Below are 16,964 nucleotides of genomic sequence, written 5' to 3'. Positions count from 1 at the left end.
CGTTAACAACTTTATCTACTTTTTGAGCTTACTCTTTTTTGGACGTGAATTTTTCACTTCTAAGATATCTAAAAGAAAGATAAAAATTGGAATACCTACAATTAGTCCCCATACGCCAAAAAAGTGCTCTGAAAAAATAAGGACAATAAAAGTAAAAAATACCGGTAAATCCGTTTTAGAAGACATTAATTTTGGATTCAAGATGTATGCTTCCATTGCATGGATAACAATAATTAATATTATAATTGTTATTACTTGAGAAATTCCGCCTAAAGTATACGCAATTGTGGCCAGCGGTATAAAAGAAATAATCACACCTGCAACTGGGATAAGACTCAAAATAAAAATCATTATCGCTAGGCCAAATAATTGAGGAAAACCTAAAAAATATAAAACCAATGTTGTTAATGTCGTATTAAATGATGCAATCATAAATTGGGCTTCAATTACTTTCCCAAATGTACCAGCAAATCTCTCTCCAAAATATTGAAATTCTAAATAAATGGCTGAAATTTTACTATTCTTTAGGCGTTGTGAAAACAACTTTAATTTATCTTTTTCTAATAAGTAGAAGAAACTTAATACTATTGCCATAAATAACTGTAGACTAATTTGCCCAATATTCGAAAAGTACTTTAATAAAAAAGCAACTCCTTGCTGCAAATAAGAGGAAATTTTATAATGTTTAATAATATCTACTATATAATTAAACACAACATTATCATGAGGTTTCATATAAACCCCCATAATACTCCTAATTAACTGCGTAACCTCCACAATAATGATAGGCAAATACGTGCTGATTCCATATACCAATATTCCAATAACCAATACATATAAAAATACCACCATGATATTTCGTCTTATCGGTATTCTTTTTTCAAATACACAAACAAAACGATCCATTAAAAAGGAAATAATAAACGTAAATAAAATAAGATTAATCATGCTTCTAACGGCAAAAATAATACCAATAAGAAGCAGAAGAATAAAAAATCGTTTTAAATCCTTGTTAAGGACAAGTTTTGACAAATAATCCATTTAAAAGACCCCTGACAATTGTTGGATACTATATACAATATGTAGTAACCCTTCATTTATGATATTTATTCCTTTTCCCTCATTATTTACGAATTCCATAAAAATAACAAGATATATCTCCTTAAAATACGACAAAATTTGCAAAAAGAAGAAACTCGTTCATTGACTTTTAACTTTATGCTTTCTTGGAAAAAAAGGCATAAATATGAATAATCTCTCCCTTGAATACAAATGAATAATGCTATAGAAAAAATTTTCCCACTATAACAAATAGCTTCTTTACAAGTTATCTAAAAGTTAGTAAACTAACAAAGTTATTTCTTTTTTCGACATTATTTGATAATTTTCAACATTTATCTACAACAGGAGGATTGTATGAATTTATTTCGTAAAAAAACTGTTACTACAAGCACTTCAACCCCTTTAAATCGAGTGCTAGGCGCTTTTGATTTAACTATGCTTGGTGTCGGTGCTATTGTAGGAACGGGTATATTTGTTTTAACAGGAGTAGCTGCTGCTGAATATGCTGGACCTGCGCTTATTCTTTCCTTTATCATAGCAGGATTAGCCTGTACATTTGCTGCTTTATGCTATTCAGAATTTGCCTCTATGATTCCAGAGTCAGGGAGTGCCTACACATATAGTTATGTTGCATTTGGCGAAATTATTGCTTGGATATTAGGCTGGGATCTAGTGTTAGAATATGGATTAGCTTCTGCTGCTGTTGCAAGCGGATGGTCTGGCTATTTCCAAGGATTATTAAGTGGATTTGGCATTCATCTTCCTACTTTTATGACTAGTGCTTTTAATCCGGAAGCAGGAACCTTTGTTGATGTACCTGCTATTCTTATTGTTTTTATCATTACATTAGTATTAACTCGTGGTATTCAAGAATCCTCCAAATTAAATATTATAATGGTTATTATTAAACTTGCTGTTGTTTTATTATTTATCGCTGTTGGAGTCTGGTATATAAAGCCAGATAATTGGTTGCCATTTACACCATATGGTTTCTCTGGGGTAACAACTGGTGCTGCGGTTGTTGTTTTTGCTTATTTCGGTTTTGACGCCGTTTCAACTGCTGCCGAAGAGGTAAAAAACCCGCAGCGAAATTTGCCAATTGGGATTATCTCTGCATTAGCAATCTGTACTATTCTTTATATTATTGTTTCATTAATATTAACTGGCATCGTTCCGTACACAGAATTAAATGTTAAAGATCCAGTTGCTTTTGCCTTAAATTTCATTAACCAAAACTGGGCCGCTGGTTTTGTTTCATTAGGTGCAATTATCGGGATAACAACTGTACTAATGGTAATGATGTTTGGACAAACCCGTTTATTTTATGCGATCAGCAAAGATGGACTACTTCCAAAAGCACTGCAAAAAGTTAGCCCTAAAAGACAAGTTCCAATTGTAAGTACATGGGTTACAGCTGCTTTAGTTGCCATCTTTGCAGGATTTGTACCACTAAATCAACTAGCAGAATTAACAAATATTGGTACACTTTTTGCCTTTTCAGCAGTTTCTCTTGGGATACTTGTACTTCGAGCAAAACAGCCAGATTTAAAGCGTGGATTCAAAACACCCCTTGTTCCTTTTATTCCAGCATTAGCTATTATTTTCTGCGTCTATCTAATGATGCAGCTTAGTAAATTCACATGGCAAGGCTTTGGCGTCTGGTTAGTAATTGGATTAATTATTTATTTCCTATATGGATACAGACATAGTAAGCTGAATACTAAAAACTAATAAAAAAAGCATCGGCCAATTACGGATACCGATGCTTTTTCTTCTACTCATTACACTATTCTTCTCTTTAATTATTCGGTCTCTTAAAAGGCCACCAGTTTGCTTCTCCAAAGTTTTTGACCATAACTGGTATAAACAGCGGTAAAATCAAGCATGCATATAAAGCTAAGCCAATTAAAACAATGCTTGCAATTTGCAGCAGGGAAAGCATTCCCGAAGGCATCATTGCAGCAAATGTTCCACCTAAGATTAACGCTGCAGAAAGAATGACGGTTCCCATTTTTTTCATCGCTTCTAGCATCGCTTCTTTTATAGACAGATCACGATATTCATTAAATCGATCCATTAAAAAGATGCTATAATCAACACCTAGTGCTATTAAAATAACAAATCCAAAAAATGGTACAGCCCAACTAATGCCTGTGTATTCGATTAAATTTACATAAATTGCTTCATTTATTCCCATCGCTGTATAAAAAGCTAAAATTAATGATCCAATAATATAAGCTGGCATAATAATGGAACGGAATAAAAAGATTAAAATAATGGAAATGCCGACCAGCATTAATACAACTGTTCTAGAATAATCTTGATTAGACATTGTGCGCAAATCTGCATTGGTGCTTGTAATCCCACCTACTGCCACTTTTGCATTTTCCAATTTTGTTCCTTTTGTCACACGCTCTACTGTACTTTTTATATCATCGACTTGATTCATTGCTTCATTTGAATAAGGATTTGCAGCAAATATTACGTCAATTGTCATTAATTTGCGGTTCTTTGATAAATACGTATCAATTGACTGTGCAAAATCTTTGCTTTCTAATACTTCTTCTGGCAAATAAAAGTTATCTTCGTCACTTTCCGATAAACCAGATAAATAATCTGTTGCTGATCCTATCCCTTCTGAAACTTTATCTAAACCTTCTGCACTCTGATTAAGACCATCTGATAATTCACCAATTTGGCTGCCAATGCTGCCAAAACCTTCTAATAATTGTTTCTGTCCATCATTTACATCATTCAAACCCTTTGTTAACTTCGGCATATTCGAAACAATGGTTCCTTGTCCATCTGCTAATTGATTAAAAGCTGCTTTTTGTTTTTGTATTCCAGCAATTAACTGTTCCAAACCTGTACCAAGAGATGCCTGATTTTTTAGCACTTCGCTATAGCCATTATTTGCTTCTGTCATCCCTGACTGAACCTGCTTTAATCCGTCATTTAATTTATTAACGCTTGCTGCTATTGTTGGCAGCTGCTCTTGTGTGGTCAAAACCCCCTGTTTAACCCCAAGATATGCAGCTTCTTCACCTAATCCAGCATATTTTTGTTCTAAATAAGTGAATGATTCTTTAGGAATTTGATTAAGCCCTTTTGATAACTGCTCAACACCTTCTCCTAATTTTTGATACTGGGACACAATTGCCGTTAAATTGTTCTCTATTTTCTCATAACCTGGTTTTATCTTTTGATGTGCTGCCAATAACTGATCTGCACCGGATTCTGCATCTTCTAGTCCTTTAATAATTTGATCAGAGCCAGCCGTGCCTTGACGAATTCCATCTTCTATTTTTGCTAAATTTGTCTGTATTTGCGATAATCCTGTTTGTATATCAGACGTGCCTCTAATTAAATCATTAATTCCATCTGATGCACTGTTTAACTGTGGTTCTGATTTAGAAAGCTCATTTCCTGCATCATCGAGCCCTTCCTTAATCTTATCAATCCCCTCTTTTCCTTCTCCAAGTCCCTTTTCTAGCTCTTTTGCTTGTTTCGCTAAATATAAATCTTCAATCGGCTCTCCTGTTGGGCGTGTAACCGATCGAACTTTATCCACAAGCTTAATCTTTTCTAATTCTTTACTAATATTTTCTGCTAAAGCCATATATTCTGCCGAATTCATTTTTTCATCATTTTTTATAACAACAGTTGTTGACATTGCTTCTCCAGGTCCAAAGCTATCAGCAATTGCATTAAATGCTTTAATGGAGGCTACATCCCCCCCTACTTCATCTAATGAATTAAATGAAAGCTTTCCATCATATGTAACAAGAAATGGTACACATACAATCGCTACAATTGCCAAAGCAATAACCGGACGTTTTAATGAAAATCTTCCTGCAAACTCCCATAATTTACTATCATTATGACCGGCTGCACCTTTTGATGGCCAAAAAATCTTATGCCCTAATACAAGCATAAAAAATGGAACAACCGTAAACAGAGCAATTAGCAATAAAGCAACACCAACAGCTACTGCTGATGCAGATTGGTATAATTTAAATTGAGAAAAACCAATGGCTGCAAATCCAATCATAACAGCAACACCACTAAAGAACACTGTTCGTCCCGCATTTTTATATGTTTTTATTATGGCTTCCACAATACTTTCTTCATGCTGCATCTCTTCTTTAAAACGTGATATTAAAAGAATGCAATAATCTGTGCCTATCCCAAATAATACAGCGACTAAAAATATTTGTGTATAATTAGAAATCGGAAAATTAAATTGATCTACCAATATTGCTACAATCGATTGAGAAGCCAAATAAGAAACTCCAACTGTTATAAGGGGAATTAGAGGAGCTACGATGGAACGAAAAACGATTAATAAAACTGCCAAAATAAAAACAACTGTAATTCCTTCTGTTTTCTTTAGCCCCTCTTCTGAACTTTTCGTTAGATCAAGATCAATCATCCAATTGCTCGTATAATAATGCTCTACATTAAACTCTTTAATTTCCTTATATAAAAGATTATTTAATTCTTCTGCTTCTCTGTCATTCCAGCTGACAGAGAGAGAAACCAGAATCGTTTTTCCATCTTTTGCCACAAGTTGGTCTTTTAAATTTCCATCTTTAAAATGTGTTAATATGTCTGTGATTCCTATTTGTTTTTTATTTTTTTCTAATTTTTCTACTGCCTTTTTGGCTTCTGCTATTTCTTTGTCTGTCAGTTTTTTATCATCATGGAACACAAGCGCAACCGTAGACTGGTCTCCTATGTTTTTTTGATTTTGAATTTCATTTATTAGTCTGCTTGCCTCAGAAGAACTATAAGTGCTAGGTGCACTAACTTGCCCTTTTTCTCTCACAAGATCAGCTATATTAGGTGCTGTCATAAATAAGCCGACAATTATAATAACCCAAACAATTGGTATAAACCATTTGCCTCTTAATATAGTCCTCACAGCTCCTCCTCCTTATGGATTTCTTTGCTTCCATCAATTAAGCGATTTAATTTTTCAAAGGTTTTCAAAAATGTTTGGATTTCCTCATCATTAAATTGATTGATAATCGATTCGACTAGACGTTGAATACGCTCTTCCATTTTAAAAAACACCGTTTCTCCCTTTTCTGTAAGCGTTAAATAGATGACTCTTCTGTCCTTTTCATCTCTCGTACGATTAATTAATTCTCTTTCAAAGAGACGATTAATAATAGAAGTAACGGCACTTTTATTCACTCCAAAAACCTGTGCCAATTCAGATGATGTACATAAAGTAGCTTGATTAATATAACGCATTGTATAATGCTGTTCACATGTTAGGGTATCTCCTATTTCCATGCGAATAAGATAATCAAGTTTTCGGTTTACAGAAAAGTTAATATCCACATAACGATCTACTACTTCTTTAATATTATGTTTACTAATAAGAACCCACCTTCCCGTCAATTAGTTAAAACTCTTAACTATTAAACAGTTTAACTAATCAAATATTTTTATGTCAATAACTTTCTTATATTTTTAACTACATATACATACCTTATGCCTGTTCTTTATGCTATAATGTATCGCAAATATAGTGGATTCTTTGGAGGCCTAATTGAATGTTTCAAATAAATAATACATTGATGGAAGCATTAGGAATAGAAATAAAAGAGGTAAAAGCAGATGGAACTTGCATCGCTACTATGCCAGTCGATCACCGCACTAGACAGCCATTTGGCTACTTGCATGGTGGAGCATCTGTCGCACTCGCCGAAACAGTGGCCAGTTTAGGAGCAGCAAGCTTAGTTGATCTGCAAGCAAAAGCAGTATTTGGGCAAGAAATAAACGCTAATCATATTCGCTCTAAAAAAGATGGAATTGTTACTGCTATTGCAACAGTAATCCATAAAGGCAGAACAAGTATGGTCTATGAAACAAAAATCTTCGACGAGCAAGAACAATTAATAAGCATTTCTCGTTGCACAATTGCGGTTGTAGCTAAAAAAAAATAATAAAAAAGGATGAAACTAACATGCTAGCTTCATCCTTTTTTACTGATCATTGTATTTTTCTGCAACAGGATTTTCTTTCAATCATTTTTGCTGGTACTGTAATTCTTCTGGGCAAAAAGTCATCTTCTTTCAATAATTCAAGCAAGTATTTTGCAGCTTCTACTCCCAGCTGATAGATATTAATCTCAACTGTTGTTAAGGAAGGCTTTATATACTTTCCTATTATAATATTATTAAATCCTACAATCGAAATATCATCTGGAACAGCAATATTTAAATCCTCTGCATAACTGATTAGTTCAATTGCGACAAAGTCATCGGCCGCCACAATAGCTGTTGGTGGATGCGGATCTTGCAAAAGTTTAGAAAATTGCTCCTTCATCCTATTTTTTAGTTGAGCATCGTATATAACTAAACATTCATCAAAAGAAACTCCTGCTTGTTCTAGCGACTGCTGCAATCCTTGTAAACGGTCAATTGTATACACCATTTCCATATTTGCCCCAACAAAAGCTATTCGAGTATGTCCAAGCTGCAATAAATAATCTGTAATTTGTTTTGTTATATAAATATTATCATTGTCTACATGTGTAATTCGCTCTGCATTAATAAAAGGTCTTCCTATGACAGTAAAGGGAAATTGCTCTTTCAGTAAGTAATCCATAATATAATCGTTTGTTTTACTATATAAAAGAATGATGCCATCTACCCTTTTTCCTTGAACCATTTGAACTACTTCCTGATAGATTTCGTCAGCTGATGCTCCTGTTGTTAAGTATATTCCATAATGACTTTCTCTCGCTTTTAAACTGATGCCCCGCAGCACTTCAGGAAAAAAAGGGTTTTCAAGTGCTAATTCAGCAGAGTTTGGCATAACTATTCCGATTGTATTAGTTGATTTTACGACAAGACTTCTTGCCTGCAAATTTGGATGATAGCCCAATTTTTCCATTGCTTCACGAACTTTTCTTTTTGTTGCTTCACTTATTTTTGGATGGTTTGCAAGCACGCGAGAAACAGTTGATGGAGAGACATTCGCCACTTTTCCAACATCTTTAATCGTAACAGCCACCATTTATCCCCCCCTTTTAAAATTTATCATCTAGAAGATTTATATATAGGAATATTTTCAAAATTTTAATTATATTGCTTTGTTTTTTATATAAGTTTCAAAAAATGCATCCTGATCATATGCAAACGCTTGCATTCACTATCGAAAATATAACATAACAAACTGAATGATGCAATAAAGTGAAAATTCAATCGGTGTGAGGCAAGTTAATGCGTGATAAATCATGGCAGTTCCCTAAAAAACCAATCATCCAATTTTGTATTCATAAGGCTTTAGCCAAAGTTCACTAAAGCCCTTTTATCTATTATTTTATTTCTTTAATAGCAGGCGGAGTATCTAACACCGTATCCATATAATTTCTTCCCCATTTATACATGCTATCAAGAATTGGCATCAAACTTTCTCCTTCTTTCGTTAAAGAATATTCGACTTTTGGAGGAACAACTGGATAGACTACTCTTTTTACAATCTGATCTTCTTCTAATTCCCTCAACTGATTAACAAGCATTCTTTGTGTAATTCCTGGAATTAAAGCTTTTAGCTCTCCAAATCTTTTTGTTCCTTCTAAACCTAAGTGCCAAAGAATTAACATTTTCCATTTCCCTCCAATAATACTCAATGTTAATTCTTTTTCACAGTTGAATTCTTTGTTTTCCATTCTTCCCATTATTAAACCTCCATTCCTTTTATAACACATAGTATACTTTTTGACACTATATAAAAAAAAAGTGCGTACTTACTTAAAAAAATTATAAGTCGTATAATCAATTTTGTACAGAAAATGAAATCAGCATTTTTAAAATACTTAATATAAAAAAGGAGTGTGCTAATAATGAAATTACAATTAGCTTTAGACTTAGTTAATATCCCACAAGCAATAGAGGTAGTATCTCAAGTACAGGAATATGTAGATGTTGTAGAAATTGGTACACCTGTGGTTATAAATGAAGGATTAAATGCTGTTAAACAATTAAAAGAGGCATTTCCTAATACGACTGTATTAGCTGATTTGAAAATTATGGATGCTGCTGGCTACGAAGTAAGTCAAGCTGTTTCACATGGTGCAGATATTGTAACTATCCTTGCTGTTGCAGAAGACGAATCTATTAAAGGTGCAGTAGCAGAAGCAAAAAAACAAGGAAAAGAAATCCTTGTAGATATGATTGCAGTGAAAGATATTAAAACACGTGCGAAAGAACTAGATGAGTTCGGTGTAGACTATATTTGTGTTCATACAGGCTATGATCTGCAAGCAGTAGGAAAAAATTCTTTTGATGATTTAAAAGCAATTAAAAGTGTTGTGAAAAACGCAAAAACTGCTGTTGCAGGTGGAATTAAACTGGAAACATTACCAGAAGTTATTGCAGCTCAACCTGATTTAGTTATCGTTGGCGGCGGAATTACTGGTAAAGAAAACTTAAAAGAAACAGCATCTCAATTCAAAGAACTTATCGCGCAAGGTTAATATCTATGAAGTCAACTGACTATTTACAAGAAGTGCTAAAAGAGCTGGACCGAGCCTCCAAACTTGTATCCGATCATGATTTAGAAGAATTAGTAACCAGTATCCTCTCTGCAAAAAAAGTACTGGTTGCCGGTGCTGGAAGATCTGGATTTATGCTAAAGTCATTTGCAATGCGAATGATGCATATGGGCATTGATGCATATGTTGTCGGTGAAACCGTAACGGCTAATTTTGAAAAAGAAGATTTGCTGATCATCGGTACAGGATCTGGAGAAACAAAAGGGCTTATTTCCATTGCAGAAAAAGCAAAAAGCATTGGCGGAAAAGTAATTGTTGTAACCATCTTTCCTGAGTCAACAGTTGGAAACCTAGCCGATTATGCGGTTAAGCTTCCAGGTTCGCCAAAAGATAATACAGACAGCGACTTTTCTACCATTCAGCCAATGGGTTCTTTATTTGAACAGCTTTTATTGCTTGTGTTAGACAGCGTCATTTTAAAGTTTATGGAGAAAAAAGGGCTGGATTCTAATACAATGTATGGAAAGCATGCAAACTTAGAATAATAACAAGGAGAAGAAATGCCTTAAAGATTAGGTCATTTCTTCTCCTGTTTTTCATGCACTTTGGTAGATTTATAATAGAATTTCTTATATATTAAAGTTTAATATTGATAAAGGAGTGTTTTAAATGGCATCAATTAAAGGAAAAGTAGCATTAATAACAGGTGCTGGCAGAGGAATTGGCCGTGCAACTGCCATCGCCCTTGCACAAGAAGGCGTCCACCTTGGGTTGATTGGATTAACGTCAACAAATTTAGAAAAGGTGGCTGACGAAGTAAAAAAATATGGTGTAAATGTATCAATTGCAACTGCAGATGTTGCAAATAATGAATCTGTTATCGAGGCAGTCAACCTTATTACAAGCGAATTAAAGCAAATAGATATTCTAATTAACAATGCTGGTACTGCCAAGTTCGGCGGATTTCTTGACCTTTCTACAGAAGATTGGGAAAAAATTATCCAAGTAAATCTTCTTGGTACATACTATGTAACAAAAGCGGTTCTTCCAGGCATGATCGAAAGAAAAGCAGGAGATATTATTAATATTTCTTCTTCAGCTGGACAAAAGGGAGCTCCTGTTACAAGTGCATACAGTGCCTCTAAATTTGCTGTATTAGGATTAACAGAATCACTGATGCTTGAAGTAAGAAAACATAATATTCGTGTAACAGCACTTACACCAAGTACTGTCGCTACAGATTTGGCAATTGATACAAATTTAACAGACGGCAATCCAGAAAAAGTAATGCAGCCTGAAGATCTTGCAGAATTTATGGTATCTCAGTTAAAGTTAAACTCTCGCGTATTTATTAAAACAGCTGGCATGTGGTCAACAAATCCTTAAATAAAAAAAGTAATCTCTCATTCTGAGAGGTTACTTTTTTAGCATGTTATTTCCAAAAGAAATAGTGGAAACGACTCTTCTAAATTCATACAGGAATATTAAGTTTCAAAATGGATTGTTACACCGTATATTGAACAATATCTCCTGATTCATTCACATAATCAATCACAGACTTATTTGTTTGAAGATTAATATATAATGTACAATGCTTTTCTTCCTTTTTCCAAGATAGGAGAATTTCATCTGCAGCAGATTCTAATACTTCAAATTCTCCATTAAATGCAGCATATTCATTTCTAAAACGGATAAGTGTTAGCAATCTTTGTACTACTTTTTTGTCTAGGGACTCTTCAATTTCCTTGAAACTAAAGTTATGGCGATTAATTTCACGGCCTTCTCCTGTTTTTTGGACATTTTCCACATCATTTTCTCCTGCAAGAAGTCCTACATAATATACTTGAGGAACACCTGGTGCAAAAAATTGGATTGCTCTTGCTGCTAAATAGGCATCATCGTCGCAATTAAGGACCGAATAATAAGAACATCTAATTTGATGCACATCAAATCCATCTTCTGCTTTATGCTCATCTGATAATATAAGACTAAGGTTGGAGCCCCTTTCTAAGCAAACATCTACTAATGCTCTCGCCTCTTTCGTATCAATAAGATCATCCATATCTGGTTTAACTGGAATGCCATCATGACAATCAAGCATTGTAAACTGTTTATGTGGGCGGTTTTTTAAATAATCAAGCAATTCATTGCTGGTCTTATTGATTAAGGTATCAAGAATTCTATATGGCAAAATAAAATCATAAATCCAACAGCCATGTTCTGCTAATTTATATTGAATTGAATAATGGGAATGAACTTCAGGAAGCAATTCAATATCTAGTGAATTAGCTAGCTCCATCACCCAGTCAAGGAATTCATATATTTCCGGCTCTACAAAAAAGCAGCTTGTTCCTAGTTTTTTAATAACATAACCTACCGCATCTAGTCTGACTATTTTAACATTTTGTTTTTTAAAATTAACAAAAAAGTCTGTAAGCAGCTGTTTTACTTTTTCTGATTTAATATCTAAATCAATTTGTTCAGAAGGATTTGTTTTTCCAAATGTTGTCCAAACCTTCTCTTCTTCTCCAGTTTCTTCAATAGTAAAAGTAGAATATGGCAAAGGTCTGCGCAAAAACATTTTATCAATATCTTCTTGAACAGGTTGTCCATCTTCCCACAGTTTATCTAATGTGATAAATAAATCTGCATATTCAGATTTTCGTCCTTTTTGAAGAAAATCTTGAAAATAAGCTGATTGTCTAGAAATATGGTTAACCATTAAATCGACTAATACATCAAAATTTTCTCCAATTTGTCTGATATCCTCCCAAGTGCCGAAACTCGGTTCAATCTCCAGATAGGTTAGTGGAGCAAATCCCCTATCTCCTGAAGATGGAAAAGGAGGAAGAATATGAACTCCGCCTTCAAAAATATCAGAAAAGTGTTTTAAAAGCACTTGATTAAGAGTCTTTAAATCCCCTCCTAATGAATCTGGGTATGTGATAAGCTGCACTTGATTTTTCACTGCCATTATTAATTCCTCCTAATATCCATACATTTCTTGAATTGCTTCTAATTTTGGCAAATCTACTACCGCACCAGTGTATTTTAACTTATAGGCACTAACTGCAAAACCTAGATTTAATGCTTCTCTTATCGAATATCCTTTTACCACTGCTGTATAAAATCCAGACCAGAAAGCATCTCCTGCGCCTGTTGTATCTACAATTTCTGTTGCCAATGTATGAAATCTAATGATTTCTTCACCATTTGAAACAATGGCGCCATCTTTTCCTAATGTCATAATAACAAGTTTTGCACCGAGTTTCAGAAATTTCTCTAGTTGATTTTCTGGAGTATCTTTCCCAAACAATCTTTCTGCATCATCTTCGGATGGTTTGATAATATCTACTTTGCTGATAATGCTTTTCACATACTCGACACCATTTTCTCCCTTTTTCCATATCATTGGATGATAGTTAGGATCAAAGCACACCAATATATTATTCTTGTTTGCTGCTTCGATTACCTTTTCAATTGTATGGCGAACAGGCAGCATAGAAATAGGCCAGCAAGAAAAGTGAATAATTTTAGACTGTAATAATGCCTCTTCCAACTTAGAAGTATAAGCTATTCTATAGTCTGCCCCTCTATAAAAAATTGGAATAGGAGTGGATTTACTTTTAGTTACTACAACTATACTTGTGGAATAATCGACTCTTTGCACACAGTTTGTATCAATGCCGGCCTTTTGCAAATGATTTATTAAAAAGTCTCCTAAACCATCCTCCCCAACAGCAGATGCCACTATAGAGTTGATGCCTAAATTCTTCACATTCATTGCAATATTGGAAGGAGACCCTCCAAAAAATTTATGATAAGCAGTACTCTCAAAATTTTCAGCATAATCTTCAGATATCATATCGATAAGAAGTTCTCCTACCGTTAAAATATCATTATTTTTGTCTGAAAACTCAATTTTTCCATCCAGCTTGAACATGTGTACTCCTCCAAAATAGATTAATAAATATTTGCTAGAGTGTATTTATCTATTGATAGTAAAATCTATCTTCAGCTTTCAAACATTTCATAGTAAACAAAACTTCAATCAGTGAAGGTTAAAAACACTAAAATAGGAATAAAGATTTCTAAATACCTCATTGGTACCGATTCCATTTTTGACTGTAAATAAGGAAGTATCTTCTAATACATATATAATATAAAACGTTTTCATTTTTTTAGAAACTATGATAATAAACCACTATGAAAATGATAGCCTTTTAAATGATATCGTTTTCATAAATAATTTATCATTTGCTTTTCTTTCTGTCAATTATTTTTCTTTATCGGTTTCACAAAAATAAGAACCAAAATAATGCTTTCTTTTTTTAATGTATCTACTTTTTTCCTCAAAAAACTCCCACAAATAGTTTTGTGAGAGTTTTTTGGGGGATAAATTTATTTTAAAATAGTAACTTTAACTGTTTTTCTTCCCCATGCTATTGATTTGCTGTTATTTGGCATCAATACATCAATTTTATGTCCTTTAATAGCTCCGCCAGTATCCCCGGCAATAGCCTGACCATATCCTTCTACCCAGACTCTTGTGCCCAATGGAATAACAGAAGGATCAACTGCAATCAGCTTCATATTATTGTTCTTTTTTATATTATAGCCAAGTGCTGTAAAATCTGACTTTGTACTTTCATGGCTATAGGCCGTTGCAGTAACGTATAATGTTTTGCTGCTGTCACTGTTCTGTTTGCTGCTAGCTGTGCTGTTGCTATTGCTGCCATTATTGTTGCTGTTGTTATTTATTTGATTATTGTTTGGCTTGCTGCTTTCTTTTTCAGTAGACACAGCTGCCACATTTGTTGTTGCACTTACTGCTTCTTCTTCTGATTCCTTCTTCGCTTTAGCAAGTGCTTTTTTTCTTGCCTCAGCAGCTTGTTCTTGTTTTTTCAAATTAATTTGCTCTTGTTTAATTTGATCTTGGATAGCTGATTTTTCATTTTCAGCAAGTGTAATCTCTTTGGAAATATCATTGTATTTTGATTGTACACTAGCAAGTGTTTGTTGGCCCTTTTGCAGATTTTTTTCTAATTCTGCTTGATTGACAGCCAACGTTTCATACTGAGTTTGCAATACTTTCTCTTGCTCAGCAACCTCCTGCTTTTCTTTTTCAATTGTTTCTAAATCCTTTTGCTGCTGTTCCAAAATATCTCGATCTGTATTAAATATAACAGAAACAGCTGTTGCACGATCTAAGAAATCAGATAAATCTTCTGCATTCAGCAAGACCTCCAAAAAGACGTTTGTTTGGTCATTATGCTGAAGTGTAACAAGTCGCTCTTTCATTACCGCTTTCCGTGCAAGTACTTTATCTTCTAATACAACAATTTCTTTTTTCTTTTTATCTATTAAGTTTTGAGTTTCTTTAATTTCTTTTTCCAAAGCAGCTATGTTTTCTTTATTTTTTTCTGTTTCGTTCTTAAGATCTGCTAAATCGTTATGTACAGCCTCAAGCTCTTTCGAAACCTCTTGTTTTTCTGCTTCTTTTTCTTGAATCAACGCTTCGTTTTCCTCAAGTTTGTTTTGTTTTTTCTCTAGTGTTTCTTGATTCGTTTCTGCATGAGCCATCATAGAAGTTGACAAAAATAAAATACTTGTCAGAGAAATGACTATTATTTTTTTTAAGGAACGCATCTAAAAACCCCTTTCTGTATCCTTTATAACACAAGTAAAGAGGGTGTATATTACAATTCTATTAAATTACTAAGTCATTTAGCTTAAAATTACTATATTTACAGAAAATTCAAACTATATAATCAGTAAAATATGGGTATAATAACTATTTATTTTCTTTATTTTTCCATTAAAATTATTATTTTTATATCATTTTTTTATCCCATTACCTTCGTTGCCATTATACAGAAAACACGCACTGTAAAGGGATTTGTCTACTAATATTTTCGATAAAGCTTTTCTATCTTTCCACAATATTAATAAATGAAAAAGAAATATCAAAATAAAAAATATCAATATTCACTCTATTTATCTTTTTTCTTTGCCTCCGCCTTTTTAACTATATAATAAAAGATAATCTATGTTTATTCTATATATAATATAGAGCCTATTGAAGCAAATAAAAAACATATCTTATACTGTGGCATTCTAATGATGAAGCAAATGTCGATATAGTAATAGATGCTTTTAAAGAACCATTTGCAAAACACGGAAGCGATCAGGAAAGGAAGTATGGATAATGTTGCAATCACTTTTAGCAAAAAACATTATTTTAGAAGTTAAAAAATGCTTAAATGAAGATCTCATTATTACAGATGTAAATGGGATAATCATTGCAAGCACCAACGACAGTCGAGTTGGTGCTTTCCATGAAGGAGCCCTTATTTGTTCACATAAACAAACAAAAATTACCATTACAAAGGAAGATCAGAAGATATTAAAAGGAGTTAAATCAGGGATTAACCTGCCTGTTTTTTTTAGGCAGCAAATTATTGGTGTAATTGGCATAACAGGAGATCCTAGAAATGTGTCTCCATATGGAGAAATCATCCAAAAAATGACCGAATTGCTTGTTAAAGAAAGTTACTACTCAGAACAATTAGAAAGAGAAGCCCGTACATTAGAGGCCTTCGTTTTTGATTGGATTCAACCGAAAGACTGGTCCGAAACTTTTCAAAATCAAGCTGAATTATTAGGCATTGATTTACATATAAACAGACAAGTAATTATTTGCCATTATTTAAGCAGTAAAAAGGATTTAATGCAAACTAATATTTTGCAAGATATACAACAAACATTCAAAATGACTGCTAACGATATTTTTGTTCGCTGGGGAAATCAACATTTTGTTTTGCTTCATGCAATAAATAAAAAGGATAACAAGGAGCGTATATTGCATTTCCTAGAGCAGCTGCAAACATATCTGCAAGAGAAATACGCCTTACATACATCATTTGGGATTGGACAAACCTGTTCCCCCAAACAGGTTTGTCCATCTTTTAAGCAAGCTGAGCGTGCTTTAATTGTCGCACAAAAGACAACTTCTATTATATTTGATGATCAATTGCTTCTTGAAATGTGTTTGCAAGAGATCAAAAAAGAAACACGTATAGAATTCGTTAACCGCACAATTAAAAATATAATAAAAGATGCTGAACTGCTTTCTACATTGCAGACATTTTTATCGAAAAATCAATCTTTTAAACAAACAGCACGAAAACTGCATATTCATATCAATACCCTCCATTATCGCCTAAAACGTATAGAAGAACTGACAAAACTGAATCCAAAAGACTTTCAAGATTTGACTACTCTTTATCTTGCTATTCAATTTTTGGATGATTATCTAAAAAAGACTAAATGAAACCGTTTAAATTTCAGTTGTTTATCTATAGTCAAACACCCTTCTGTTTTTTATTAT

Annotated in this window: 14 protein-coding genes; 6 read left to right on the top strand and 8 right to left on the bottom strand. The window is 33.5% G+C overall.

Features of this window, described 5'->3' with window-relative positions:
• Positions 1-15: 15 nt before the first annotated feature.
• Entirely contained in the window at positions 16-1,041 is a 1,026-nt protein-coding gene (locus tag CWS01_RS11255) for an AI-2E family transporter (RefSeq protein ID WP_101177295.1), read from the bottom strand.
• Between the two features lie 375 nt (positions 1,042-1,416).
• Between CWS01_RS11255 and CWS01_RS11250 the strand changes: the two genes are divergently transcribed.
• Positions 1,417-2,793, top strand: coding sequence for an amino acid permease (locus tag CWS01_RS11250; protein ID WP_101177294.1), 1,377 nt, complete (start codon positions 1,417-1,419; stop codon positions 2,791-2,793).
• 67 nt (positions 2,794-2,860) lie between these two features.
• Here CWS01_RS11250 and CWS01_RS11245 read toward each other — a convergent pair whose 3' ends face one another.
• Together CWS01_RS11245 and CWS01_RS11240 are read right to left on the bottom strand one after the other, a co-directional pair.
• Positions 2,861-5,986 (bottom strand): MMPL family transporter, encoded by a 3,126-nt coding sequence (locus tag CWS01_RS11245; protein WP_101177293.1) that lies wholly within the window; start codon positions 5,984-5,986, stop codon positions 2,861-2,863.
• A complete protein-coding gene (locus CWS01_RS11240; protein WP_235852032.1) occupies positions 5,983-6,471 on the bottom strand; it encodes a MarR family winged helix-turn-helix transcriptional regulator in 489 nt (162 codons plus the stop codon). Before CWS01_RS11240 ends, CWS01_RS11245 begins: the two co-directional genes overlap by 4 nt.
• A 155-nt stretch (positions 6,472-6,626) precedes the next feature.
• On the opposite strand from CWS01_RS11240, the gene CWS01_RS11235 reads away from it, so the two are divergent.
• Positions 6,627-7,019, top strand: coding sequence for a hotdog fold thioesterase (locus CWS01_RS11235; RefSeq protein WP_101177292.1), 393 nt, complete (start codon positions 6,627-6,629; stop codon positions 7,017-7,019).
• A gap of 46 nt (positions 7,020-7,065) precedes the next feature.
• On the opposite strand, the gene CWS01_RS11230 is transcribed toward CWS01_RS11235, so the two are convergent.
• Together CWS01_RS11230 and CWS01_RS11225 are read right to left on the bottom strand one after the other, a co-directional pair.
• Positions 7,066-8,094, bottom strand: a complete 1,029-nt coding sequence (locus CWS01_RS11230) for a LacI family DNA-binding transcriptional regulator (RefSeq protein ID WP_328588908.1) — start codon at positions 8,092-8,094, stop codon at positions 7,066-7,068.
• A gap of 301 nt (positions 8,095-8,395) precedes the next feature.
• Entirely contained in the window at positions 8,396-8,758 is a 363-nt protein-coding gene (locus CWS01_RS11225) for a winged helix-turn-helix transcriptional regulator (protein ID WP_101177291.1), read from the bottom strand.
• Positions 8,759-8,923: 165 nt separating this feature from the next.
• Here CWS01_RS11225 and hxlA point away from each other — a divergent pair, with 165 nt between their 5' ends.
• The 3 genes from hxlA to CWS01_RS11210 all read left to right on the top strand — a co-directional run bounded on the left by hxlA (position 8,924) and on the right by CWS01_RS11210 (position 10,960).
• The gene (hxlA, locus tag CWS01_RS11220; RefSeq protein WP_101177290.1) at positions 8,924-9,556 is read left to right on the top strand and encodes a 3-hexulose-6-phosphate synthase; all 633 of its coding nucleotides are present in this window, start codon (positions 8,924-8,926) and stop codon (positions 9,554-9,556) included.
• A 5-nt stretch (positions 9,557-9,561) separates the two neighbouring features.
• Positions 9,562-10,119, top strand: a complete 558-nt coding sequence (hxlB, locus tag CWS01_RS11215; protein WP_101177289.1) for a 6-phospho-3-hexuloisomerase — start codon at positions 9,562-9,564, stop codon at positions 10,117-10,119.
• A gap of 124 nt (positions 10,120-10,243) precedes the next feature.
• Positions 10,244-10,960, top strand: coding sequence for a 3-ketoacyl-ACP reductase (locus tag CWS01_RS11210; RefSeq protein ID WP_101177288.1), 717 nt, complete (start codon positions 10,244-10,246; stop codon positions 10,958-10,960).
• Positions 10,961-11,078: 118 nt separating this feature from the next.
• Here the strand turns inward: CWS01_RS11210 and gtfA are convergent, their stop codons facing one another.
• The 3 genes from gtfA to CWS01_RS11195 form a co-directional block, all read right to left on the bottom strand.
• Positions 11,079-12,548 (bottom strand): sucrose phosphorylase, encoded by a 1,470-nt coding sequence (gtfA, locus tag CWS01_RS11205; RefSeq protein ID WP_101177287.1) that lies wholly within the window; start codon positions 12,546-12,548, stop codon positions 11,079-11,081.
• 12 nt (positions 12,549-12,560) lie between these two features.
• Positions 12,561-13,517, bottom strand: a complete 957-nt coding sequence (locus CWS01_RS11200; RefSeq protein ID WP_101177286.1) for a carbohydrate kinase family protein — start codon at positions 13,515-13,517, stop codon at positions 12,561-12,563.
• A gap of 458 nt (positions 13,518-13,975) precedes the next feature.
• A complete protein-coding gene (locus tag CWS01_RS11195) occupies positions 13,976-15,223 on the bottom strand; it encodes a 3D domain-containing protein (protein WP_101177285.1) in 1,248 nt (415 codons plus the stop codon).
• 559 nt (positions 15,224-15,782) lie between these two features.
• Here CWS01_RS11195 and CWS01_RS11190 point away from each other — a divergent pair.
• Positions 15,783-16,907, top strand: a complete 1,125-nt coding sequence (locus tag CWS01_RS11190; protein ID WP_101177284.1) for a CdaR family transcriptional regulator — start codon at positions 15,783-15,785, stop codon at positions 16,905-16,907.
• The last annotated feature ends 57 nt before the right edge of the window (positions 16,908-16,964 follow it).

The organism is Niallia nealsonii, assembly GCF_002835805.1.
In the GTDB taxonomy this organism is placed as follows: domain Bacteria; phylum Bacillota; class Bacilli; order Bacillales; family Cytobacillaceae; genus Niallia; species Niallia nealsonii.
The sequence above is the reverse complement of the archived record's forward strand: the minus strand, read 5'-3'. Positions and strand labels throughout refer to the sequence as shown.